The 22,346-nt window shown below is 61.2% G+C and carries 22 protein-coding genes and 1 tRNA gene; 9 read left to right on the top strand and 14 right to left on the bottom strand.

From position 1 onward, the window contains the following. Positions 1-86: 86 nt before the first annotated feature. The 4 genes from KUD11_RS10075 to KUD11_RS10060 are packed head-to-tail and all read left to right on the top strand — an operon-like array spanning position 87 to position 5,655. The gene (locus tag KUD11_RS10075; RefSeq protein ID WP_109384814.1) at positions 87-1,154 is read left to right on the top strand and encodes an AI-2E family transporter; all 1,068 of its coding nucleotides are present in this window, start codon (positions 87-89) and stop codon (positions 1,152-1,154) included. Beyond that, on the top strand, positions 1,154-1,828 hold the full coding sequence (locus KUD11_RS10070; protein ID WP_109384815.1) for a P-loop NTPase family protein: 675 nt from the start codon (positions 1,154-1,156) through the stop codon (positions 1,826-1,828). Before KUD11_RS10075 ends, KUD11_RS10070 begins: the two co-directional genes overlap by 1 nt. Positions 1,829-1,876: 48 nt before the next feature. Continuing rightward, complete coding sequence (locus tag KUD11_RS10065; RefSeq protein ID WP_109384816.1) at positions 1,877-4,051, top strand: RNA degradosome polyphosphate kinase; 2,175 nt, start codon at positions 1,877-1,879, stop codon at positions 4,049-4,051. Positions 4,052-4,110: 59 nt separating this feature from the next. Further along, positions 4,111-5,655, top strand: coding sequence for a Ppx/GppA family phosphatase (locus tag KUD11_RS10060; RefSeq protein WP_109387976.1), 1,545 nt, complete (start codon positions 4,111-4,113; stop codon positions 5,653-5,655). A gap of 6 nt (positions 5,656-5,661) precedes the next feature. Here KUD11_RS10060 and KUD11_RS10055 read toward each other — a convergent pair whose 3' ends face one another. The 3 genes from KUD11_RS10055 to KUD11_RS10045 are packed head-to-tail and all read right to left on the bottom strand — an operon-like array spanning position 5,662 to position 7,761. Continuing rightward, positions 5,662-6,039, bottom strand: a complete 378-nt coding sequence (locus KUD11_RS10055; RefSeq protein ID WP_109384817.1) for a hypothetical protein — start codon at positions 6,037-6,039, stop codon at positions 5,662-5,664. A gap of 31 nt (positions 6,040-6,070) precedes the next feature. Continuing rightward, the gene (locus KUD11_RS10050; RefSeq protein ID WP_109384818.1) at positions 6,071-7,081 is read right to left on the bottom strand and encodes an endonuclease/exonuclease/phosphatase family protein; all 1,011 of its coding nucleotides are present in this window, start codon (positions 7,079-7,081) and stop codon (positions 6,071-6,073) included. Continuing rightward, positions 7,078-7,761 (bottom strand): molecular chaperone DjiA, encoded by a 684-nt coding sequence (locus KUD11_RS10045; RefSeq protein ID WP_109384819.1) that lies wholly within the window; start codon positions 7,759-7,761, stop codon positions 7,078-7,080. Before KUD11_RS10045 ends, KUD11_RS10050 begins: the two co-directional genes overlap by 4 nt. A gap of 226 nt (positions 7,762-7,987) precedes the next feature. On the opposite strand from KUD11_RS10045, the gene KUD11_RS10040 reads away from it, so the two are divergent. Next, positions 7,988-8,064, top strand: a tRNA-Met gene (locus KUD11_RS10040). Positions 8,065-8,227: 163 nt separating this feature from the next. Here KUD11_RS10040 and scpA read toward each other — a convergent pair. Beyond that, on the bottom strand, positions 8,228-10,357 hold the full coding sequence (gene scpA, locus KUD11_RS10035) for a methylmalonyl-CoA mutase (RefSeq protein WP_109384820.1): 2,130 nt from the start codon (positions 10,355-10,357) through the stop codon (positions 8,228-8,230). Next, a complete protein-coding gene (locus KUD11_RS10030) occupies positions 10,329-11,270 on the bottom strand; it encodes a hypothetical protein (RefSeq protein ID WP_109387978.1) in 942 nt (313 codons plus the stop codon). Before KUD11_RS10030 ends, scpA begins: the two co-directional genes overlap by 29 nt. Before the next feature lie 176 nt (positions 11,271-11,446). Here KUD11_RS10030 and KUD11_RS10025 point away from each other — a divergent pair, with 176 nt between their 5' ends. Continuing rightward, positions 11,447-11,893 (top strand): DUF4174 domain-containing protein, encoded by a 447-nt coding sequence (locus KUD11_RS10025; protein ID WP_109384821.1) that lies wholly within the window; start codon positions 11,447-11,449, stop codon positions 11,891-11,893. Between the two features lie 4 nt (positions 11,894-11,897). Here the strand turns inward: KUD11_RS10025 and KUD11_RS10020 are convergent, their stop codons facing one another. The 8 genes from KUD11_RS10020 to KUD11_RS09985 form a co-directional block, all read right to left on the bottom strand. Next, the gene (locus tag KUD11_RS10020; protein ID WP_109384822.1) at positions 11,898-12,404 is read right to left on the bottom strand and encodes a hypothetical protein; all 507 of its coding nucleotides are present in this window, start codon (positions 12,402-12,404) and stop codon (positions 11,898-11,900) included. A 4-nt stretch (positions 12,405-12,408) separates the two neighbouring features. Then, entirely contained in the window at positions 12,409-14,409 is a 2,001-nt protein-coding gene (locus KUD11_RS10015) for an acetyl-CoA carboxylase biotin carboxylase subunit (RefSeq protein WP_109384823.1), read from the bottom strand. Positions 14,410-14,551: 142 nt separating this feature from the next. Next, positions 14,552-14,758: a hypothetical protein gene (locus KUD11_RS10010; RefSeq protein ID WP_109384824.1), complete on the bottom strand. Its 207-nt coding sequence runs from the start codon at positions 14,756-14,758 to the stop codon at positions 14,552-14,554. A 406-nt stretch (positions 14,759-15,164) separates the two neighbouring features. Beyond that, complete coding sequence (locus KUD11_RS10005; RefSeq protein ID WP_109384825.1) at positions 15,165-15,518, bottom strand: hypothetical protein; 354 nt, start codon at positions 15,516-15,518, stop codon at positions 15,165-15,167. Positions 15,519-15,626: 108 nt separating this feature from the next. Beyond that, positions 15,627-15,779, bottom strand: a complete 153-nt coding sequence (locus KUD11_RS10000) for a hypothetical protein (RefSeq protein WP_181375271.1) — start codon at positions 15,777-15,779, stop codon at positions 15,627-15,629. Between the two features lie 214 nt (positions 15,780-15,993). After that, complete coding sequence (locus KUD11_RS09995; RefSeq protein WP_109384826.1) at positions 15,994-16,398, bottom strand: DUF6497 family protein; 405 nt, start codon at positions 16,396-16,398, stop codon at positions 15,994-15,996. Next, complete coding sequence (locus KUD11_RS09990) at positions 16,395-16,724, bottom strand: hypothetical protein (protein ID WP_109384827.1); 330 nt, start codon at positions 16,722-16,724, stop codon at positions 16,395-16,397. The genes KUD11_RS09995 and KUD11_RS09990 overlap by 4 nt, the downstream gene beginning before the upstream one ends. Positions 16,725-16,852: 128 nt before the next feature. After that, the gene (locus KUD11_RS09985; RefSeq protein ID WP_109384828.1) at positions 16,853-18,385 is read right to left on the bottom strand and encodes an acyl-CoA carboxylase subunit beta; all 1,533 of its coding nucleotides are present in this window, start codon (positions 18,383-18,385) and stop codon (positions 16,853-16,855) included. Positions 18,386-18,552: 167 nt separating this feature from the next. Between KUD11_RS09985 and KUD11_RS09980 the strand changes: the two genes are divergently transcribed. The 3 genes from KUD11_RS09980 (at position 18,553) to KUD11_RS09970 (ending at position 22,064) form a co-directional block, all read left to right on the top strand. Beyond that, a complete protein-coding gene (locus KUD11_RS09980) occupies positions 18,553-19,764 on the top strand; it encodes a multidrug effflux MFS transporter (RefSeq protein ID WP_109384829.1) in 1,212 nt (403 codons plus the stop codon). An 82-nt stretch (positions 19,765-19,846) separates the two neighbouring features. Beyond that, positions 19,847-21,244: a helix-turn-helix domain-containing protein gene (locus KUD11_RS09975; RefSeq protein WP_109384830.1), complete on the top strand. Its 1,398-nt coding sequence runs from the start codon at positions 19,847-19,849 to the stop codon at positions 21,242-21,244. Next, positions 21,231-22,064 (top strand): alpha/beta hydrolase, encoded by an 834-nt coding sequence (locus KUD11_RS09970; protein WP_109384831.1) that lies wholly within the window; start codon positions 21,231-21,233, stop codon positions 22,062-22,064. The genes KUD11_RS09975 and KUD11_RS09970 overlap by 14 nt, the downstream gene beginning before the upstream one ends. Here the strand turns inward: KUD11_RS09970 and KUD11_RS09965 are convergent. Beyond that, entirely contained in the window at positions 22,054-22,293 is a 240-nt protein-coding gene (locus KUD11_RS09965) for a YdcH family protein (protein ID WP_109384832.1), read from the bottom strand. The two genes, KUD11_RS09970 and KUD11_RS09965, sit on opposite strands and share 11 nt — an antisense overlap. Positions 22,294-22,346: the final 53 nt, after the last annotated feature.

The following is a 22,346-nucleotide window of genomic DNA, read 5'->3' as shown; positions in this document are numbered from 1 at the left end:
GACGCTGGGCCCCTGCCTTTTACAGGCGGGGGCCTTGAAAGCGACGGCACCATGCGCGATGTGTAGGCGAACGCATTGGAGAGCACATGGCCCTGCCCGCCCGGACACAACTGAAATATTGGGGGATTGCCTTTGCGGGCTTTCTCGGCCTTTTGTGGGTCCTTGGCGACGTGATGATGCCCTTTCTTCTGGGCGGCGCGATTGCCTATTTTCTCGATCCCGTCGCCGACAGGCTGGAGCGTATGGGCCTCAGCCGCGCCATATCAGTGACGCTCATCACCCTGTTTGCGCTTTTCCTTTTCGTGATCATGGCCTTGCTGGTCATCCCCACGCTGGTCACGCAGACTACATCGCTGATCAACACAGCGCCCGAATTGGCCGGACAATTGCGCAGCGTGCTGACCGAGCGTTTCCCGCAACTGATCGATACACAATCCACCGTACACCAGTCGCTCACCGCCATCGGTGCCGCGATCCAAGAACGCGGCGGGGAACTGGTTGAGGCCGTGCTGGGCTCCGTTTCGTCCCTGCTCAACGTGATCGTCCTTTTTGTGATCGTACCGGTTGTGGCTTTCTACCTGCTCTATGATTGGGACCGGATGATCGCGCAAATCGACAACCTTCTGCCGCGCGATCATGCTCCGATCATCCGCGATCTTGCCGGGCAGATCGACGCGACGCTGGCCAGTTTCATTCGCGGTATGGGTACTGTCTGTCTGATTCTGGGGACGTATTATGCCATGGCCCTCATGCTAGTCGGCCTGCAATTTGGCCTCGTTGTAGGGGCAATAGCCGGGCTGATCACCTTTATCCCTTACGTGGGCGCCCTTATCGGCGGGGCACTGGCCATTGGACTGGCGCTCTTTCAATTCTGGGGGGATTGGGTCTCGATCAGCCTCGTTGCGGGCATTTTCGTGATCGGCCAAGTTATTGAGGGCAACGTCCTGACGCCCAAACTCGTAGGCAACTCCGTGGGCCTACACCCCGTATGGCTGATCTTCGCGCTGTCGGTCTTTGGGGCGCTTTTCGGTTTCGTGGGCATGCTGGTCGCCGTGCCCGTAGCCGCCGCAATCGGCGTTCTGGCGCGCTTCGCCATCTCAAGCTACCGCAACAGCAAACTCTACACAGGCACGGCGCAAGGCGACGCCGAGTAATGGCCTATCAGCTGAGCCTCGACCTGCCCGCGCGCCCCGCGTTGGGGCGGGGTGATTTCTTTGTATCCGGCGCAAATGCAGCAGCCGTGGCAATGATCGAGGGGTGGGAGAATTGGCCTGCACGCAAGCTGGTGCTGCATGGCGCAACAGGCTCCGGCAAGACACATCTCACCCATGTCTGGGCCGCCCTCAGCGGTGCCGAGATCACGGCAGCCACCGACCTTACAACCGCCGACATTCCCGCACTGGCCTCAGCCCCCGTAGCGGTTGAGGATGCAGACCGCATCACCGGCACCCCGGAGGCAGAACACGCACTCTTCCACCTCCACAATCTCTGCCTTGCGGAAGGGCACAGCCTACTGATCACCGCCCGCACGGCCCCCAGCCGCTGGGCACTTGCCCTGCCAGATCTGGCCAGCCGTATGGAGGGCACGCCCGCCATCGGGCTGGACGCGCCAGATGATGCGCTTTTGTCCGCGGTGATCCTCAAACAAATGGCCGACCGCCAGATCATCCCGACACCCGGCACGATCCCGTTCCTCGCCCGGCGCATGCCGCGCTCCTTCGCCGCCGTGGCCGATATCGTAGCCGCCCTTGACCGCGCCGCATTGGCGCAAAAGCGCCCAGTGACACGCAAGCTCGCAGCGGAAATACTGGACAAATCGGGCGCTTAGGCGCACCCTGACATATCCCCGTTACACCCGCCTGCCATAAGGCTCCGTATGTCTCACGCCGATTTCCTCACCGCGCCTTTTTCTGCGCCCACAAAAATGCCCGATCTGGACCTCACAGGCCCTGCGCGTTTCTATAACCGCGAGCTGAGCTGGCTGGGCTTTAACTGGCGCGTGCTGGAAGAGGCGCAAAACCCCCGCGTGCCTTTGCTGGAACGGCTGCGGTTCCTGTCGATCTCCGCCACCAACCTCGACGAGTTCTACAATGTCCGCGTGGCGGGCTTGCGCGAACTTGCCCGCGCGGGCAATACCACCCCCGCCGCCGACGGGCTCAGCCCCGCCGAGCAACTGGTGCTGATCAATGATGACGCGCGCAAGCTTTTGGCGAAACAGCAAGAAACCTATCAAAACCTGCGCACGGAGCTTGAGGCCGAGAATATCACCATCCTCGACGCGGCCAGCATCGCGGAAGAGGACAAGCCCTTCCTCGAACAGGTCTTCCTCGAACAGGTCTTCCCGGTCCTGTCGCCCCTTGCGATTGATCCCGCACATCCCTTTCCGTTCATTCCAAACCTGGGATACTCGCTCGCGCTGAACCTTGAGCGCCACTCGGACAAACGCCCCCTCAAGGCGCTTTTGCCCATCCCGCAGCAGATCGACCGGTTCGTCACCCTCCCATCACCCGAGGGCACGGTGCGTGTTTTGCCGCTCGAAGAGTTGCTGATGCTGCACTTGGGCAGCCTTTTTCCCGGCTACAAATCCAAAAGCCACTTTTCCTTTCGCGTTCTGCGCGACAGCGATCTGGAGGTCGAGGAAGAGGCCGAAGACCTCGTGCGCGAATTCGAGGTTGCCCTGAAACGCCGCCGCCGGGGTGAAGTGGTGCGCATGAAAATCTCCGCAGGGGCCGCCCCTGCGCTGCGTGACATGATCATGGACGAGCTTGATGTGGACCCCGACGAGGTGGTCGAGGTGGAGGGTATGATTGGCCTCGCCGACCTCAAGGAGCTGGTTCTCGACGCACGCCCCGATCTTCTCTGGCCATCGTTCAGCCCCCGTGTCCCCGAACGCGTGCAGGACCATGACGGCGATATGTTCGCCGCGATCCGCCAAAAGGACATGCTGCTGCACCACCCCTACGAGACCTTCGATATGGTCATCCGCTTTCTCGCGCAGGCCGCGCGCGACCCGGACGTGGTGGCGATCAAACAAACGCTCTACCGCACCTCCAACGAATCCCCGATTGTCAGCGCGCTGTGCGAAGCTGCGGAAAACGGCAAATCCGTCACCGCGCTGGTGGAGTTGAAGGCCCGCTTTGACGAGGCCGCCAACATCCGCCAATCGCGGCGGCTGGAGCGGGCGGGCGCGCATGTGGTCTACGGCTTTCTCGACCTCAAGACCCATGCCAAAATCTCCACCGTGGTGCGCCGTGAGGGCGATAATCTGGTGACCTACACCCATTTCGGCACCGGGAATTACCACCCCATCACCGCGCGCATCTATACCGATCTGAGCTTTTTCACCTGCGACAAGGTGCTGAGCCGCGACGCGACCAAAGTGTTCAACTACCTCTCGGGCTACGCGCAGCCTGAGCGGCTCGAAAACCTCGCCATCTCGCCCATATCGCTCAAACCGCGCTTGCTTGAGATGATCGCCGCCGAAAGTGCCCATGCCCAAGAGGGCAGACAGGGGCGTATCTGGGCCAAGATGAACTCGCTTGTCGAGCCTGATGTGATCGACGCGCTTTACGCCGCCAGCCAAGCCGGGGTTGAAATCAGCCTCGTGGTGCGCGGCATCTGCGGGCTGCGCCCCGGCGTGAAAGGGCTCAGCGAGAACATCCGCGTGAAATCCATCGTGGGGCGGTTTTTAGAACATTCCCGCATCGTGTGTTTCGGCAACGGCCACGGACTTCCGCATAAAAAGGCACGTGTGTTTATATCGTCGGCCGATTGGATGGGCCGCAACCTCAACCGCCGGGTCGAGACACTGATCGAGATCGAAAACCCCACCGTGAAGGCGCAGATCACCAGTCAGGTCATGGCGGCCAACATGGCCGACATCGCCCAAAGCTGGGTCATGGCCCCCGATGGCAGCTTCACCCGCGCCGAGGTGGCCGAGGACGCATTCGCGTTCAATTGCCACAAGTTCTTCATGGAAAATCCGTCGCTCTCCGGGCGCGGATCAGCAGGGGCGGCGGATGTGCCAAAACTGACCCATACCGAAGATTGACCCTCCCGCCCCGCCCAGCCATAAACGGGGCCGCAGAACAACCCGCGCGGGGGAAGATCATGGACGCAGGCAACCCAGCCGAGGACCCAGAGGATGCGGGCCCCTTTGGCCGTCCCCTATTTGATAAACCCTCCTCGCGGGCCTTGCGCCGGGTTGGGGTGGTCGATGTGGGATCAAACTCCGTCCGCCTTGTGGTCTTTGACGGCGCCGCGCGCAGCCCTGCCTATTTCTACAACGAAAAAATCATGTGTGGCCTTGGCGCAGGCATGACCCAGACAGGTCGGCTAAACCCCGAAGGGCGCGCCCGCGCGTTGGCAGCCCTCCACCGGTTCAAACATCTGGCCGATGGGATGGGCACCGGGCCCCTCACCTGCGTGGCCACCGCCGCCGTGCGTGACGCCGAGGATGGTGCCGATTTTCGCCATGACGTCGAAAGCCAGACCGGGCTGCGCCTTTGGGTCGTGGACGGGCGCGAGGAGGCGCGGCTCTCGGCACAGGGCGTGCTTCTGGGCTGGCCCGGCTCCTACGGTCTGGTCTGCGATATCGGCGGCTCCTCCATGGAGATGGCGGAGATCCACGGCGGCACGGTGGGGCGGCGCGTGACCTCACAACTCGGACCTCTCAAACTTTGCGATCTCAAAGGCGGGGCCAAGGCGCGCAAGGCATATATCCGCGAAACGCTGGACGGTATGGCCGACCAACTGGGCGAGCAGAAAAACCGCCTCTTTCTGGTGGGCGGCTCATGGCGGGCGATTGCAAAAATCGACATGGCCCGGCGCGGCTATCCGCTCCATGTGCTGCACGAATACCGGATGACCGCCAAAGCCGTGCGCGCCACCGCCGATTACATCAAATGGCGCAACATTGATGAGCTGCGCCAAGAGGCGGGTATCTCATTGGCCCGGATGGCCCTCGTGCCGATTGCGGCGGAGGTGCTGCGCGAGGTGGTACGTCGTTTCAAACCGCACGATATCGCCGTCTCAAGCTACGGAATTCGTGAGGGAATGCTCTATGAGCAGATGCCCAAGCCCCTGCGCGACCGTGATCCATTGATCGAAGCCTGCCGCTTTGCCGAGGACAAGGATGCGCGCCTGCCCGGCTTTGGCAAGGTGCTCTATAATTTCATCCTGCCCGTGCTGGGCCGCCCTTCGCCCGAGCGGCTGCGCATCATCAAGGCGGCGTGTCTCTTGCATGACGTAAGTTGGCGTGCCCACCCTGATTACCGCGCCGAGGTGTGTTTTGATAATGCCACCCGCGCCAATCTCGGCGGGCTAAAACACTCCGAGCGGGTGTTTTTGGGGCTGGCCTTGCTGCACCGCTATTCAAACACACGCGGCGGCACACGGTTCGGTCAGCTCAGCACGCTTGTCGATGCAAAAACGCAAGTTGAGGCGGAGATTTTGGGCCGCGCCATGCGGTTTGGGGCCATGCTCTGGCTGAAAGAAGACGCTGATTTGGGGCGGATGAAATTCTACCCGAAGAAAAAGCTGCTGGAGCTGCGCCTCACGCCTGAGGCCTCTTTGCTCTTTGGGGAAGTGGCAGAGGCGCGGTTTATGGCACTTGCCGCAGCCTTGGGCGCGGATGTGGCGATCAAGGGGCGCTAGAGCGCATCAGAGCTCAATCTCGCCCTCGGCGAGCGGTGGTGGCGGTGCCATCTCTTCTTCGCTCTTGCGGCGCATGATGATGTCGCCATTCGGCAAAAGCTCCGGCGCGTGATAGGCGCTCAGATCCTTGATATCGCCCATGATTTCCGCAATGGCAGGCCCCATTGTCTGGGCAAACTCGCGCAGTTGCGGGCCCATATCTTCGGTCATGCCCTGCAAATCGCGCATAGTGGGCTCAACCTGATTGAGCAGCCCCTCCATGAACATCTGCGCGCCCTGCTCCATAAGGGAAGGTGCGTCATCTGTTCCTTGCGGGACCTCCTCAGCGGCCAAGGGCAGCGCGGTGCACAAAACCAAAGCGGCGGCGGTGAGTATCTGTTTCATTGGCTGAATATAGCACAGACCGCGCCCGATTTTAAGAGGCGGGCCCAATATCCAACGTAACGGGAAAATGGTCTGACGCCGCAAGAAGCGCCGCGCCCAGCGCCTTGTCATCCCAACACTCCGGATCATCGAACGGATGCCAGATGCGCCAGATGGGCGTACGTGCCATCACTTCGGGCGAGACCATGATATAATCGAGCAGCGCCTGCATATACCGCTTCTCATGCCGCATGAAAAAGCGCGACGTGGTGTGCACCGCACCGATCTTCTGCGCCAAAGCCTGCCGTGCATGGGGATCATAAAGCTGAGGCACCTGCCCCTCGCCCAGAACGATCTCCACCGAGGACCGCCCGAAAAGATGCTCATACGCATCGAGCCCCGGCCCGTCATTGAGATCACCCAAAACGATCAGTGGCTCACCCGCCGCCAGGTGCTGCTCCGTGCGCCGCCTGAGCCAGATCGCCTGCGCCAATTGCTTGCGCCGGTTGGCGATGGACGCCTTCAGCACCGAACGTGCGTCCCCTGCCCCATGTGGTGCTTTGGACTTCAGATGCGCCCCGATGAGACGCAGCACGGCCCCATCAGCCTCCCGAAGAGCCAGCTCCAAAGGCGGCTTGGAAAAGCGCACATGATCCTCGCGCGCATCCACATCGAGATCAATCCGCAGCACGCCATCAAATCGCGGCGCGTCGGTGGTCTCCTGCGGGTCATGTTCTGCGCTCAGCCGATCAGGATCATAGATCAGCGCGATCTCCTGCTGAGTGTCATTCTCGAACCCCAGAACCGCCTTGCGCGCCCTGAGACCCGCCCATGCAGCAAACTGTTCAAGCGCGGCGGTGGCGCTGCGCTTGTGGCTGGTATCGGGGGCCTCGATGATCATCACCGCATCGGCGTCGAGCGTGCGTAGCACATGGGCCACCGCCTCCAACTGTGCCGCTCGTGTCACGTTCCAACGACCCGACCACTCCCCATCAGCCAAAGGCGCGCCCGCGTCATCAAAGAGGGCGTTGAACCATTCGATGTTGTATGTGGCGATCCTCACGCCGGGGCGGCCTGTTTGATCTCATCCCATGCGCGGTTGATGTCGACCATCCGCTTTTCGGCCAGCCGCGCCGCCTCTGCGGGCACGCCGCGCGCCTGCATCACATCCGGGTGTGTCTCGCGCACCATCCGGCGATAGGCGCGGCGGATCTCCTCCAGAGGTGTGTCTGGTTCCACCCCCAAAACCGTATAGGGGTCAGGCTTGGCATCAGGCACAAATCGGCTGCGCATGGTGGTAAAACACCGCTCGGTCAGCCCGAAAATCTCGCACACACGGCCCAGAAATACGTCCTCTTTCGGGTGATATTCGCCATCCGCCATCGCGATATGGAAAAGCCCCTCCAGAAGATCACTCAGCGCATCCGTCTCATCGCCGAACATCGCCTTGATCCGAGTCGCGTATTCCTCAAATCCCGCCACGTCCTGCCGCGCGAGGTTAAAGACCTTGGCAGCCCCCGCCTCATCGGCCTGCGCGATCTGAAACACCTCGCGAAACGCTGTCACCTCATCGCGGGTGACAAGCCCATCCGCCTTCGCCATCTTCGCGCTCAGCGCAATCACCGCAATCGTAAACGCGACACTGCGCTCCGGCGGGGCGCGCAGCTTGTCGAAAACGGCAGACAGGCCCTCGCCTTTGGCAAGGGCAGAAACCGCCTCGGTGATGCGTGTCCATAATGACATGCGCGTCAATCTACCGCCTTTGAAATGAATTGTCAGCGGCTTGCCGCAAATTGCCCCGCCGCGTCAAGGGCGCAGATATGGAGGCGCCCCTCCCCCTGAACTATGCCCGACCCCGCCTGATGCCTTACCGCGTGACAGAGCCAGTCCAGCAAACGCTCAACCCCATAAGCTTGCGCCAATTTCCGCCTTGACGAGGCCGCGCCTCTGACATACCCCACACGCCGAAGGCGCGGTAGCTCAGTTGGTTAGAGCGAACGACTCATAATCGTTAGGTCGGGAGTTCGAGTCTCCCCCACGCCACCAAAGACACTTTGCAAATCAAAGTGACTCTCAGTATCCAAACACTCTCCCCGAAGCGGCAGGCGGTTTGCAAAGCAAAATGCCGAGAGTCTATATCGCGCATACAAAAAAAGCGCGCCCCACAAAGTGAAGCGCGCCCAATGTTGCCAGAACTGTCAGCGCAGTCCTAACTCCGCGCTGCCCGGATCAGCTTCAGGATATCCTGCGCCGCCTCGGGAATATTCGTGCCCGGCCCAAAGATCGCCTTTACGCCCGCCTTCATCAGGAAATCATAATCCTGCTGAGGAATGACGCCACCACAGATCACCAGAATATCACCAGCGCCCGCCGCGCGCAGCGCATCAATCAGCTTGGGCGCAAGCGTCTTGTGTCCGGCCGCCTGAGAGCTGATCCCGATCACATGCACGTCGTTATCAACGGCATCCTGTGCGGCCTCCGCAGGCGTCTGGAACAAAGGCCCCACATCCACATCAAAGCCGATATCGGCGAATGCCGTGGCGATCACCTTGGCGCCTCGGTCATGCCCGTCCTGACCCATCTTCACGACCAGCATCCGCGGGCGCCGCCCCTCTTCTTCGGCAAAGGCCTCAACATCGGCCTGAATGGCCGCAAAGCCCGCATCGCCCTCATAGGCCGCGCCATAAACACCCGCCAATGTCTTTACCTCGGCGCGGTGCCGCCCAAATACCTTTTCCATGCTCATGCTGATCTCTCCCACGGTTGCCCGCGCCCGCGCAGCCGCAACCGCCGCTTCAAGCAAATTACCACCCTCTGCCGCGCGGCGTTCCATCTCGGCCAGTGCCGCATCGCACGCCGCCTGATCGCGGCTCGCGCGGATGCCCTCAAGCCGCTTGATCTGGCTCAGGCGCACAGCCACATTATCCACGTCCAGAATATCAATCGGGTCTTCGTTGGCCTTGCGGTACTTGTTCACGCCAACAACAACCTCGTCGCCCCGGTCGATCATCGCCTGCCGGGTGGCTGCGGATTCCTCAATGCGCAGCTTGGGCATGCCAGACGCTACCGCTTTGGTCATGCCCCCCATCTCGTCCACCTCTTCAATGATCTTCCACGCCGCTTCGGCCAGTTCATTGGTGAGCGCCTCAACATAGTAAGAGCCCGCCAAAGGATCGACCACATTGGTCACGCCCGTCTCCTCTTGCAGGATCAGCTGCGTGTTGCGGGCAATCCGTGCGCTGAAATCCGTGGGCAGGGCAATCGCCTCGTCCAGCGCATTGGTGTGCAGCGACTGCGTGCCGCCCAGAACCGCGCTCATCGCCTCATATGCGGTGCGGATCACGTTGTTATAGGGGTCTTGCTCCTGAAGGCTCACACCAGAGGTCTGACAATGGGTGCGCAACATCTTGGAGCGATCAGACTTCGCGCCCGCCTCGGTCATGATCCGGTGCCACAGCATCCGCGCGGCCCTGAGCTTCGCCGCTTCCATGAAGAAATTCATCCCGATGGCGAAGAAAAAGCTGAGCCGTCCGGCGAAGGCATCCACGTCCATCCCCGCCTCCACGGCGGCGCGCACATATTCCTTCCCATCCGCAAGGGTGAACGCAAGCTCCTGCACAAGGTTCGCGCCCGCCTCCTGCATGTGGTAGCCGGAGATCGAAATAGAGTTGAATTTCGGCATCTGAGCAGAGGTGTATTCGATGATGTCCGACACGATCCGCATCGACGGCTCAGGTGGGTAAATATAGGTGTTACGCACCATGAATTCTTTGAGAATGTCGTTCTGAATGGTGCCCGCCAAAAGGCTCTTGTCATGCCCCTGCTCTTCGCCTGCGACGATGAAACTCGCCAAAATCGGGATCACAGCCCCATTCATCGTCATCGACACGGAGACTTTATCGAGCGGGATACCGTCAAAGAGGATTTTCATATCCTCAACGGAATCAATCGCGACACCGGCCTTGCCAACATCGCCCTCAACCCGCTCATGATCGCTGTCATAGCCCCGGTGCGTGGCCAGATCAAACGCGACCGAGACGCCCTGCTGACCCGCATCCAGATTGCGGCGGTAAAAGGCGTTGGATTCCTCAGCCGTAGAGAAACCCGCATACTGCCGGATCGTCCAGGGGCGCCCCGCATACATGGTGGCCTTCACACCGCGGGTAAAAGGCGCCTCGCCGGGGATACCGCCCATATGCGGCAATCTCTCGACATCCTCGGCCGTGTAGAGCGGCTTGACGTCGATGCCCTCAATCGTCTTCCACGTGAGGTCTTCGACCGGGCGGCCCCGCAGCTCTTTTTCAGCCAGCTTACGCCATGCGCCTTCGTTCTGTGTCATCCTCTTGTCCTCTTGTCAGGACCGTGGTGGGCGGTGTTATCCCCGCGCCTGCCAGGTCGGTTTTCTCTGTCAGTGTGGCCAGCCCGTCCGCGCCCGCGCGCAGCCAGAAAAGATCATCGGCGTAGGCTTCACGCAGCGCCACGCGCTCCGCTTGGGAAAAGATCTGCCAAGACCCCTCCCCCTCAGGCAACTGTCGCCAATCGGCACCGCGTGCCTGCAAAGCAGCCCGCAGCGCAGGCAAATCCGGCGAGGCGTTGAGCAATTCGCGCGCATGGCAGCGCGGCATTGCGCGCGCCTCATCGCCCAGAAGCAGCGCCAGTTTATGCTCCGGTAATCCGCCAAACGTCTCATAGGGGGCGACAATGATCTCCACCCCCGGCAGCGCACAGGCCATATCCGTGATCACATCGCGCCAAGTCCGCGTATCACCAGCGATATGCGCACGCTCCACCGGACCGGGCACATATCCGCCGCGCGCCGCCGAAAAAGCAAGGCAGGAGTTCCAATACACGTCCTGAGACCGGATTGAAAACACCACCCGGCGCAACCGACCGCCCAGAACACCGTAATATCGTGCCAGCCGCTCACCCGCTCCGGGATAAAGCCGCATATCACGCAGGTTACGGCGCGTGGCCCCAATGAGATTCTCATCGGTCATGACCACTCGATGCGCACCCGCCCCCTCAGCCTTGGCCAGAGCGAGCGAAACACGGCCCTTCGCGCGCGTGAACTGCTCTGCCGCACTCATAATGCCCGGCATGGGAAGCGCGCCGGTCAACAACCCGTTGCGCGTCACCTGCGGCCCCCAGACCGCCGTGCCACCCGCTTCCAGCCGCGCGACATTGCGCCGGAGATAGTGCTGAAAGCTGGTTGAGGCCGTTCTATGCGCCCCGAGATGCAATAAAATATCCATGGTCCTGCGTGCCTTATATCGCGACTCCCCGCCTTGCGGGGTGTGATGAATGGTGTCATCCATGGCTAGCCACCAAAGCTGACCATGCGCTTAATTCAGGTTTTTGTGGCCAGGCTTTGCATTTTGCCTTCGCAATCGCCCCCCGCGCCCCTATATCGTGGGTCAGAGGAGAGACGATGAAATACCTACTAACTCTTGTTTTTGCTGGGTTTCTCAGCGCCCCCGCAATGGCCCAAGAGGCTGTCACACTGCCCGGCACTGATATTTTTGTGGACGGCACTGATATCGATTTGAACGAATTTCTATGGAAAAAGCGCCCACTGATCGTCTTTGCCGACAGTGCAGATGACCCACGCTTTCTCCAGCAGATGGAATTCCTGAACGCGCGGCTGGACGAACTTGAAGCCCGCGACGTGGTGATCCTCACCGACACGGACCCCGATACGCAAAGCGCGCTGCGCACCAAGCTGCGCCCACGCGGCTTCATGCTCGCGCTGATCGTCAAGGACGGCACGATATATCTGCGCAAGCCAAGCCCGTGGGATGTGCGCGAGATCACACGCACCATCGACAAGCTGCCGATGCGCCAGCAAGAGGTCCGTGAACGGCGCGAAGCAAGCTGAGCGCTCATGTATCCGTCCCGATCGCCACGATAAGGAGCCGCGCCTCGCGGTCCACCAAGGCGACGATCCGCTCCCGCGGATCCAGAATGACCACCGCGCCCGGCTTGCTCAGGGCGCGGAAAAACGCATCCTCGACGCCTGCGTCCATACAGGCCCGCGCCTCAAGCCCCGAGATACGCAGCCGCATCCCCAGCCCCAAATCGGCGTCAATCAGCGCCAGAAGCGCTGCATCCGGGGTGAGCCCAGGCGCATCTATCGCCACGACACGCCCCTCTGCCAGCATACGTGCCGCACTGGGCACGTCGCCCACAACCCGCACCGCGGATTTCAGCTGCGTATCCACCAGCCGGTAGGCCGCCGCCGCACAGGCCCGCGTGGACGCAAACGAAACGGTCTCCCCAACCGAAAGCCAGCCTTCGACCTGCGCGCGCAACTCCCCCTCCTCGGCGCGCTGACACGCGCCCAGCACCATGGCCGCAGACGCAGCAAGGAAGATCACGCGCGGGATCATGCCCTCATTCGAACTCCATGATCACATCATCCACCGCAAGGCTGTCGCCTGCGCCAGCATTGATCTTGGTGACGGTGGATTTCCGCTCCGCGCGCAGAATATTCTCCATCTTCATCGCCTCTACAGTGCAAAGCGCCTGCCCCTCCTGTACCTCGTCACCAACCGCGACCGCGACGGACACGATCAGGCCGGGCATTGGGCAAAGCAGCATTTTGGACGTATCGGCAGGCACTTTCTCAGGCATCAAAGCGGCCAGCTCGGCCTGACGTGGCGTGCGCACATGCACTTTGAGGTCCGCGCCACGGCTGCGGATACGGAAGCCCCCCGAAACCTTGCCAACCTTCAGCACCAGCGGCGTGCCATCCACGTCGATCATCGCCAGGCTCTGTCCCGGTGTCCAATCGCTGGTCACCTTCATGACCGTCCCATCGCCAAAACTCACGTTAGCACCTCCGGGATAGGCCGAGACGACCACGTCAAAGCTCATCCCCTGCACGGCCACGTTCCAATCATCGCCCACTTTGCGCTCGTGATTGTCCATCCGGCCCGACACCCGCGTGCGGCGAATTTCGGCAACACGGTGCATGGCAGCACAAGACGCCGCAATCCGGCGCAGTGCGCCCTCTTCCAACGTCGCCCCCTCGAACCCGTCGGGGTATTGCTCTTCGATAAAGGCGGTGGTCATGTCGCCCGCCACGAAGATCGGGTGATCCATCACCGCACTCAGGAAGGGCAGGTTATGCCCGATTCCTTCGACCTCAAAACTATCGAGCGCGACGCGCATTTCCTCAATCGCTTCCAGCCGCGTGGGTGCCCAAGTGCAGAGCTTGGCAATCATCGGATCATAATACATCGAAATCTCGCCCCCCTCATAAACGCCTGTATCATTGCGCACCACAGCCGTGGCACCGGCTACTTCTTCGGGCGGGCGATAGCGCGTGAGACGCCCAATCGACGGCAGGAAGCCGCGATACGGGTCCTCCGCATAAAGACGGTTCTCGATGGCCCAGCCGTTGATCTTCATATCCTCCTGTTTGAGGCTCAAAACCTCGCCATACGCCACGCGGATCATCTGCTCCACGAGATCCACGCCCGTGATCAACTCGGTCACCGGATGCTCCACCTGAAGGCGCGTATTCATCTCAAGGAAGTAGAAATTCCGCTCCCCATCGACGATAAACTCCACGGTACCCGCGCTGGCATAGCCAACGGCATGGGCAAGCGCGAGCGATTGCGCACCCATCGCGGCGCGGGTTTTTTCGTCAAGGAAGGGGCTCGGCGCCTCCTCCACAACCTTCTGGTTACGTCGCTGGATCGAGCATTCCCGCTCATGCAGGTAAACCCCGTTGCCATGGCTGTCGCACAGCACCTGAATCTCAATATGGCGCGGTTGGGTTACGAATTTCTCAATGAAGATGCGATCATCGCCAAAGCTGTTGGCCGCCTCATTCTTTGAGCTTTGGAACCCCTCACGCGCCTCCGTATCGTTCCATGCGATACGCATCCCCTTGCCGCCGCCGCCAGCAGAGGCTTTGATCATCACAGGATAGCCAACCTCGTTGGAGATTTTCACCGCGTCCTCGGCGTCCTCAATCAGACCCATATAGCCCGGCACAGTGCTGACACCCGCCTCCTGCGCGATTTTCTTGGAGGTGATCTTGTCACCCATCTTCTCAATCGCGCCAACGGGCGGCCCGATAAAGGCCACACCTTCGGCGGCCAGCGCCTCGGCAAATTTGGAGTTCTCGCTGAGAAAGCCGTAACCCGGATGCACCGCCTCCGCGCCCGATTGGCGCACGGCATCCATCACCTTGTCGATCACGATATAGCTTTCATTGGCAGGGGGCGGGCCAATGTGAATCGCCTCATCGGCCATGCGCACATGCAGCGCATTGCGGTCCGCGTCCGAGTAGATGGCAACCGTCTTGATGCCCATCTGGCGGGCGGTCTTGATGACCCGGCAGGCAATCTCACCACGATTGGCGATCAGGATTTTCTTGAACATATATCGTCCCCTTTAAGGTGTCAGTGCGGCGCTGCGTCCAAAGATGCAGGCGCTGGAATACAAAAAACCACCCGCGCGAAAAAGCGCGGATGGTTGCTGATAAAAACGAGGCCCCTGAGGGCGTGCTAGGGCCGTGCGACTTTCAGCAGCGATCCGGGAAGGTCTGGCAATACGCAACATTTCCAGCCGCGCCCACTGCGGCACCTGCCAGAACACTGCCGCTGAGAACTGCCGCCGTGCCAGCCCCTGCGCCCGCGCCAATGATCGCCTGTTCGGGCAAAGTGTCGCCGCAAGCCGCAAGAGTGCCTGCCGCCAGAAGGACGAAGAACGATTGGAAGGGTCTGCGCATGTTAAGCCTCGCGTGTTGTGAGTGGTGACGTAACACTCACATGAGGCCATAGACGGACTGACGTCAAAGCCTGCTTGCGCCAGACGGGCGATATGCGCAAAGCTCCGCTTATCGAAGTAGAACACTGATCTAAAAAGAAAAAAGGGCGGCGCGCACTTGGGGATGCCACGCCGCCCATCAGGGGAAGGGTAACGGTTAAGACGATATGTCCCGGGCCCTTGGGGAAGACCCGCCACTACTACACCGACATTGGCATCGCCGGCCGGGCGCGCCAAGCACCCCGCCGCAGGCTCAAAATTTTCGGCTGCATTTTGCGCAGAAATGCACGCTCTGCGCGAATTCCCGCCACCGCCCATTTTTTGGGCCGAATCTCGCGCATCAAGCTGAGCATATGCCAATGATTCCATCAGCCTAGGTCCTTGAACACATCCGGGAAGGCCCGCCGCGCCGCAGCCAGGTCGAGCACAAGCAGCGCCTCATAGCTTTGGGGATCGAACGGATCTTCCGCAGGCAGCACCTCGCGGCCAAAGAGCCAGCTCAGCCGACCGCTATCGAGATTGCCCCGCTCAAAGGGAGTGTCGCCAAAGCAGTCCCAGATCGCGCGCACGAAACCCGCATCAGCGCGCCGGTCCGCAGGCCTGCGATCGGCATAACGCTCGCGCCGGATAAGTTCCGTGGCGCCTTTGGGATTGGCGCGGCGGATGGTGAACTGAAAATCGCTGCTGGGAAGGCGGCCTGGAAAGCCGCGATGCTTGGTCATCGGTGGCAACATCAAACGCGCCCCTCAGGTTGGGGCGCGGACGCGCGTGACAGGAAGATGCGGAGGGCAGGCCTTGCAGCCTGCCCCAGCGTCATAAGGTCAGATGGCTTAGTATTTGCTGCCGTATTTGCCTGTCGATACGGGCTCCATCGAAATGGGCTCCGGCTCAATGACAACGAAATCTTCTTCTGGTGCCTTGGCACAGGCCGCCGCGACGACCATGAGGCCGAGCGCGATAACGCTTTTGATACTGTTCGACATTCAATTCTCCTGTCGTTTATCTGGGGTTTAACAAGGGCAAAGCCCCCAACCTGCCCCATTCTGAAGGTCTGTATTGCTTGGGTGCAAGCAGAGTTCATAATACACGGTAGAAGGGAAGATGGATATATAGGCAAAGTTATCCACAGGCTTTGTGACGCGAAAGCCTCAAAAGAGGACTGGCCTGAGCTTTGGCCCTCAAGATGTTGTATGTGCATTAAAACATCTCCCAGATACAGGCGCTGCCTACGGGGCTGAAAGCTGCAAAAACCTGCCGTGCGCGTGAATCCGCCATACCGAACTCAGTGGGCCGATCTGCCAAAGAGATGATGATCTGCGAGGGCTTGGGCCCAATTTCGGGCAGCCGGTCCAAGGCATAGGCATCGCACAGATATTGCAAATCAAGCTGCACCAATTCAACTGTCTCATCGCTTGGCGTGAAGCCTTCGGCGACAAAGCGGAAGCGGTAAACCAGACCCGAAGCGGACGGCCCGCTCAACACCTCCAAAAGCTCTGCCTCAAGCCCGGAGGGAAGTTTGACGCGCAAAGGCTCTACCTCCTCCTGCGCCGCGGCAGGCAGGGCGATGCTCGAAGCCGCTGTGATCGTGGCAAACCGGCTCATCGCGCGCCCCTCAGCCAGCGGGTGCGATGCGGACGGCTGTCCAACAGGTCTGCGATCCGCTCCGCCGTGCCGGGGGGGACTGCACCCGCCACCTGCCCGCCCGCGCGCAGATGCAAAGCGCCGTCCCGGCGCACCACCTCCACCGCGGGCGCAAAGCCGCGCAAGCGGCGCAAACCGCGCCACATGTCCTGCCGCACCTGCACCGCCAGCCGCCCCCGCGCGCCATCTGGAAAGACCGCCCGCGCCTCCACATCCCAGCGCACGGGCACGCACCGCGCATGCAACAGACATGCGCCGTCCCGATGGGTATGGAAGCGATCGCTCACAGCGCAGAGCCAAGTGTTGGCAACGCTGGCTGAAAGGCAGAGATCAGGGTCATATGCGTCTTTCCAATCGGCCCGCCTGTGGCAGCTGTGCGCCTCCGGCGGGGATATTTGAGGCAAGAAGAAGCGGATTAAAGCGGGATATTATCGTGCTTTTTCCATGGCATATCGGATTGCTTGTCGCGCAGGGAGGCGAAGGCGCGGCTGACACGTTTGCGGGTGGATTGGGGCATGATGACCTCGTCCACGAAGCCGCGTTCGGCGGCCACGAAAGGATTTGCAAAGCGATCCTCGTAATCCTTGGTGTGGGCGGCGAGCTTTTCGGGGTCGTCGCGATCCTTGCGGTGGATGATTTCGGTGGCACCCTTCGCCCCCATCACGGCAATCTCGGAGGTGGGCCAGGCGTAGTTGAAATCGGCCGCCAAGTGTTTGGACGCCATGACCACGTAAGCACCACCATAGGCCTTGCGGGTGATGACCGTGACCTTGGGCACCGTGGCTTCACCATAGGCAAAGAGCAGTTTGGCACCGTGTTTGATCACGCCGTTATATTCCTGCGTCACGCCGGGCAGGAAGCCGGGGACGTCCACCAGAGTCAGCAGCGGGATCTCGAAGCAGTCACAAAAGCGCACGAAGCGCGCGGCCTTGCGCGAGCTGTCGATATCAAGGCATCCCGCCAGCACCATGGGTTGGTTGGCGACCACACCCACGGTCTGCCCTTCTAGGCGGATGAAGCCGGTGATCATGTTTTTGGCAAAATCCTCTTGGATCTCGTAGAAATCACCTTCATCGGCGAGCTTGGTGATCAGCTCTTTCATATCGTAGGGCGTGTTGGGATTGTCAGGCACCAGCGTGTCGAGCGACGGCTCGATCCGGCCCGGCTCATCAAAGAAGGGGCGCACGGGCGGCTTTTCGCGGTTGGACGAGGGCAGGAAATCGACCAGACGGCGGACTTCGGCCAGCGCCTCCACATCGTTTTCAAACGCCGCATCAGCGACGGAGGATTTTTTCGTATGGGTGGAGGCGCCGCCCAGTTCTTCTGCCGTGACCTGCTCGTTGGTAACGGTCTTGACCACATCGGGGCCGGTGACGAACATGTAAGAGCTGTCTTTGACCATGAAGATAAAGTCGGTCATGGCGGGCGAATAGACCGCGCCGCCTGCGCACGGCCCCATGATCACCGAGATCTGCGGGACCACGCCAGAGGCCATGATGTTGCGCTGAAAAACATCACCGTAGCCCGCCAGACTATCCACGCCTTCCTGAATGCGCGCGCCGCCCGAATCGTTTATGCCGATCACGGGCGCGCCGTTTTGCATGGCCATATCCATGATCTTGCAGATTTTCTTGGCGTGTGTTTCCGACACCGAGCCACCCAAAACAGTGAAATCCTGAGAGAAGACATAGACCATTCGACCGTTGATAGTGCCCCAGCCCGTGATCACCCCATCGCCGTAGGGGCGCTCGTCCTGCATCCCGAAATCGACGCAGCGATGGGCCACGAACATATCGAACTCCTCAAAGCTGCCCTCGTCGAGCAAAAGCTCCACCCGCTCGCGCGCGGTGAGCTTGCCTTTCGCATGCTGTGCGGCAACGCGGCGTTCACCGCCGCCTGCGCGCGCCATCTCACGGCGGTCTTCGAGTGTTTGCAGGATATCTTTCATGATCGTCTCCCATCGGATTTTGCAGCAAACTAGGGGGACTGGCGCGCGAGGGGAAGCGAAATACGGCAAATTTGCAAAGCCTTGCAAAGAAAACGTCGCTAAGTCGCAAACTTGCTAACCCCACCTGTCTGCTTGCACCCCTGCGCCAAATCCCCGAGACATAGGCGATGAGTGTCCCACCCCGCTTCCTAGATCGCACCACCCCCCCGCATATCGCCACGTTGATCCTGATGGCGGGTATCTCGACGCTGGCGCTGAATGTGTTCTTGCCGTCCCTGCCCGGCATGGCCGATTTTTTCGAGGCTGATTACCGCCTGCTGCAACTCTCCGTGGCGCTTTATCTTGCGGTGAATGCTGTGCTTCAGATCCTGCTCGGACCCATCTCGGATAAGCTGGGCCGCCGCCCTGTGATTCTTGCGGGCACGGCGGTTTTTGTACTGGCCTCGGTGGGCTGTGCACTGGCCACGTCGGAATGGGTGTTCTTGGCGTTTCGCATGGTGCAGGCAACGATCGTGGTGGCCATGGTGCTCAGCCGCGCCATCGTGCGTGACATGGTCCCGCAGGATCAGGCGGCGTCGATGATCGGTTATGTCACGATGGGGATGGCCGTGGTACCGATGATTGGCCCTGCCTTTGGCGGCCTTCTGGATGAGCAATTCGGCTGGCAGTCCAATTTCTGGCTTCTTGCCATCATGGGCGCGATGCTCTTCGCACTGGTCTGGAAGGACCTGGGAGAGACCGCCGCGAAAAGCACCCTCACCATGGGTGCGCAATTCCGCGAATATCCTCAACTTTTCCGCTCCCCGCGCTTCTGGGGATATTCCATGGCCTCAGCCCTGTCGTCGGGGTCGTTCTTTGCCTATCTAGGCGGCGCGCCTTACGTGGGCGATCACGTCTTCGGGCTCGCGCCGGCCGAGGTCGGGCTTTATTTCGGCGCGCCCGCGATTGGGTATTTCGCGGGCAACTTCCTGTCGGGGCGGTTTTCGGTACGGGTGGGCGTGAACCCGATGGTGCTTTGGGGCACGATCATCAACGCAGTTGGCATTTCCCTCAACCTCGCCCTTTTCTACATGGGGCATGGCAGCGCGCTCAGCTTTTTTGGCCTGATGATCTTTATGGGGCTAGGCAACGGCATGGTCATTCCCAACGCCACGGCAGGGGCTTTGTCGGTGCGCCCACATCTGGCGGGCACGGCAAGCGGGCTTTCCGGCGCGTTGATGATCGGCGGCGGCGCGGCGCTTTCGGCGCTGGCGGGCTTGATGCTGACCGAAGGGTCTGGTGCCTTCCCGCTTTTGTGGATCATGCTGATCACGGCGATTTTGGCGGTGGGCACGATCCTTTTCGTGATGCAGCGCGGGGCGCGGCTGGCGCGGTCCTGAAACCCCTTGCGCCCTTAGGTTTGCAAACCTAATCTTGCCGCACTGCTAAACTGCAAAGCCAATCCGCGAGATCAGAGCCGCCATGCCGTCCAAAAAACTCTATGCCGGGGCAAAGTTGCGCGAGACCCGCCAACGCCTTGCCCTGACCCAGAAGGATTTCGCGGCACGTTTGGGCATTTCCCTGCCCTATCTCAACCAAATGGAGAACAATAACCGCCCGCTCTCCACAACAGTCGTTCTCGCCCTCGCACAGGAATTCGGGTTTGATGTGACCGAGCTGAGCACAGGTGACGCCGAGCGGATGGTGAGCGACATGCGAGAGGCGCTGGCCGATCCGGTCTTCGCCGACCCGCCACCCTTGGCTGATCTGCGTCTCACCGCCTCCAACGCCCCCGCCCTCGCGCGCGCGTTTCTGGAGTTGCACAGCGCCTATCGCCAGACGCATGAGCGTCTTGCCTCGCTGGACGAAGCCCTTGGCCGTGACGATGCCGGTGCGCAACAAAGCCCATGGAACGAGGTGCGTGATTTCTTCCATTACTGCGACAACTACATCGACGCAGTGGATCACGCCGCCGAACGGTTCGGGACGGAAGGCCCGTCACAAATGACGCCTTACGCCCGCGCTCGCCACGGACTGTCGGAGTTAGGCATATCCGTTTCCCATATCGAGAGCGATACGCTCCGCCGTCTCGACCGCGCAGAGGGTGTCCTGTACCTCTCGTCGCGCACCGCGCCCGAGACGCGCAGCTTCCAGATGCTCTTGCAACTGGCCCTCCTGACGCAGGAACAGCTTTTTGAGGCAACGCTTGACCTTGCCCGGTTCCAATCCAGCGAGGCGCGCGCCATCGCCAAGATCGGCCTTGCGAATTACTATGCCGGGGCAGCGATGATGCCCTACGCGCCCTTCTTGGAGGCGGCCCAGACCTATCGCCATGATCTGGAGGTGCTGTCCCACCGCTTTGGCGCGTCCATTGAACAAGTCGCGCACCGCCTCGCCACGCTTCAGCGGCCCGGCGCGAAGGGGGTGCCGTTCTTCTTCGTGCGGGTGGATCAGGCGGGCACGATCACCAAACGTCACTCGGCCACGCGGCTGCAATTTGCGCGCTTTGGCGGTGCCTGCCCTTTGTGGAACGTGCACCGCGCTTTTGAGACGCCCGGGCGCTTCCTGCGCCAACTGGCCGAGACGCCGGACGGTGTGCGCTACATCAACCTCGCGCGCGATGTGAGCAAACCGGGCGGTCATTTCGGAGCGCCCGTGCGGCGCTTTGCCATCGCTCTGGGCTGTGAGGTGCGCCACGCAAGCGCGCTGGTCTATGCCGACAATCTCGACCTCTCCACCCCCGCCGCGTTTGAGCCCATCGGCATCTCCTGCCGCATCTGCGAGCGCACGAATTGCCATCAGCGCGCCATCCCGCCCTTGGAGCGGCGGCTTTCGATCCCCGAAGACACGCGCGGCGTGCTGCCCTATGACGTCGCTTAGGCGCGCAGGCCTCTTCACCGCCCTCATAACGATCTTGGGGGCGGGCGGATGGCTGAGCCTTGAAGGGCTGGAGCGGCGTGCGGTCTACCCGTTTGACGCCACCCGCATAAGCCCAACCGCCGCAGGCATCCCCGCCCAAGAGGTGCTGCAAAGCCACGGCGGCGTGCGCCATATTCTCTGGGTGACCCCACCAGAGTCGGGCAAGCCCGTGATCCTTTATCTTCACGGCAACGCGGGCAATCTGGCCAATCGCGCAGGCCGGTTCGAGCAGTTTCTAGAGCGCGGATACGGCCTCATCGCGCCCGCTTATCGCGGCTCCTCAGGCAGCGGTGGAATCCCGTCCGAGGCGCTCATCGCCGCCGATATGGCGCGCCTTTACGGGTCTTTGGGTGATCTCATCCCTGGCCTCGCCCCGGCGGACGTGATCCTTTTTGGCGAAAGCCTTGGGTCTGGCGTGGCCCTCCGCCTGATCGCTGACACGCGACAGCAGCCCTTGGGCGTTGTGCTGGAAGCGCCCTACACCTCCCTGCCCGATGTGGTGCGGGTCTCCGCGCCGCAATTCACATCGCTCATCCCGCAAATGCAAAATATCTGGAACAGCGCGGAACACGCTCAATCCCTCACCGCCCCGCTGATGATCATCCACGGCACGCAAGACACGCTGATCCCGGTCGCGCAAGGGCGCGCCGTTCACGCCGCCGCAGGCTCAGCCGCCAAGCAGATGATCGAGGTCCAAGCCGGCGGTCATAACGATCTGTGGCGCAGCGATGTGCTGCGCCAGATTTGGGCGTTTATCGACGCGCAGCCGATCAGGCGCTGAGCATCCGGTAAAGCTCATCCTTGAGCGCGCCGCGTTTTTTGCGCATCTCGCCCTCGGCAAAGCTATCCATCGGCTCCACATTCGTCTCGGCGCGGTGCACGGCGCGGTTGATCGTGTGATACTCCTCCGCCAGCCGCGCAAAATGCGCGTCCGATTGCTTCAGCTCACTGATTTTCGCGGAATGCTCGGGGAATTCCTCGTGCAGCTCATGGGGGGTGTTGGATGACATCTGGTGGCTCCCTTTTCATAATAACATCTCACGCTAGAGCTCCGCGGGACGCG

This window comes from Roseovarius carneus (genome assembly GCF_020141465.1).
Taxonomy (GTDB): Bacteria; Pseudomonadota; Alphaproteobacteria; order Rhodobacterales; family Rhodobacteraceae; genus Roseovarius; species Roseovarius carneus.
Note: the sequence above shows the minus strand (reverse complement) of the source record. Positions and strands in the feature narration are given on the sequence as shown.

What these genes read in the sequence shown, in the direction of transcription:
- KUD11_RS10075 (WP_109384814.1), top strand. Translation starts at nt 87, where the DNA reads ATGGCCCTGCCCGCCCGGACACAACTGAAATATTGGGGGATTGCCTTT.
- KUD11_RS10070 (WP_109384815.1), top strand. Translation starts at nt 1,154, where the DNA reads ATGGCCTATCAGCTGAGCCTCGACCTGCCCGCGCGCCCCGCGTTGGGG.
- KUD11_RS10065 (WP_109384816.1), top strand. Translation starts at nt 1,877, where the DNA reads ATGTCTCACGCCGATTTCCTCACCGCGCCTTTTTCTGCGCCCACAAAA.
- KUD11_RS10060 (WP_109387976.1), top strand. Translation starts at nt 4,111, where the DNA reads ATGGACGCAGGCAACCCAGCCGAGGACCCAGAGGATGCGGGCCCCTTT.
- KUD11_RS10055 (WP_109384817.1), bottom strand. Translation starts at nt 6,039, where the DNA reads ATGAAACAGATACTCACCGCCGCCGCTTTGGTTTTGTGCACCGCGCTG.
- KUD11_RS10045 (WP_109384819.1), bottom strand. Translation starts at nt 7,761, where the DNA reads ATGTCATTATGGACACGCATCACCGAGGCGGTTTCTGCCCTTGCCAAA.
- scpA (WP_109384820.1), bottom strand. Translation starts at nt 10,357, where the DNA reads ATGACACAGAACGAAGGCGCATGGCGTAAGCTGGCTGAAAAAGAGCTG.
- KUD11_RS10030 (WP_109387978.1), bottom strand. Translation starts at nt 11,270, where the DNA reads ATGGATATTTTATTGCATCTCGGGGCGCATAGAACGGCCTCAACCAGC.
- KUD11_RS10025 (WP_109384821.1), top strand. Translation starts at nt 11,447, where the DNA reads ATGAAATACCTACTAACTCTTGTTTTTGCTGGGTTTCTCAGCGCCCCC.
- KUD11_RS10020 (WP_109384822.1), bottom strand. Translation starts at nt 12,404, where the DNA reads ATGATCCCGCGCGTGATCTTCCTTGCTGCGTCTGCGGCCATGGTGCTG.
- KUD11_RS10015 (WP_109384823.1), bottom strand. Translation starts at nt 14,409, where the DNA reads ATGTTCAAGAAAATCCTGATCGCCAATCGTGGTGAGATTGCCTGCCGG.
- KUD11_RS10010 (WP_109384824.1), bottom strand. Translation starts at nt 14,758, where the DNA reads ATGCGCAGACCCTTCCAATCGTTCTTCGTCCTTCTGGCGGCAGGCACT.
- KUD11_RS10005 (WP_109384825.1), bottom strand. Translation starts at nt 15,518, where the DNA reads ATGACCAAGCATCGCGGCTTTCCAGGCCGCCTTCCCAGCAGCGATTTT.
- KUD11_RS10000 (WP_181375271.1), bottom strand. Translation starts at nt 15,779, where the DNA reads ATGTCGAACAGTATCAAAAGCGTTATCGCGCTCGGCCTCATGGTCGTC.
- KUD11_RS09995 (WP_109384826.1), bottom strand. Translation starts at nt 16,398, where the DNA reads ATGAGCCGGTTTGCCACGATCACAGCGGCTTCGAGCATCGCCCTGCCT.
- KUD11_RS09985 (WP_109384828.1), bottom strand. Translation starts at nt 18,385, where the DNA reads ATGAAAGATATCCTGCAAACACTCGAAGACCGCCGTGAGATGGCGCGC.
- KUD11_RS09980 (WP_109384829.1), top strand. Translation starts at nt 18,553, where the DNA reads ATGAGTGTCCCACCCCGCTTCCTAGATCGCACCACCCCCCCGCATATC.
- KUD11_RS09975 (WP_109384830.1), top strand. Translation starts at nt 19,847, where the DNA reads ATGCCGTCCAAAAAACTCTATGCCGGGGCAAAGTTGCGCGAGACCCGC.
- KUD11_RS09970 (WP_109384831.1), top strand. Translation starts at nt 21,231, where the DNA reads ATGACGTCGCTTAGGCGCGCAGGCCTCTTCACCGCCCTCATAACGATC.
- KUD11_RS09965 (WP_109384832.1), bottom strand. Translation starts at nt 22,293, where the DNA reads ATGTCATCCAACACCCCCCATGAGCTGCACGAGGAATTCCCCGAGCAT.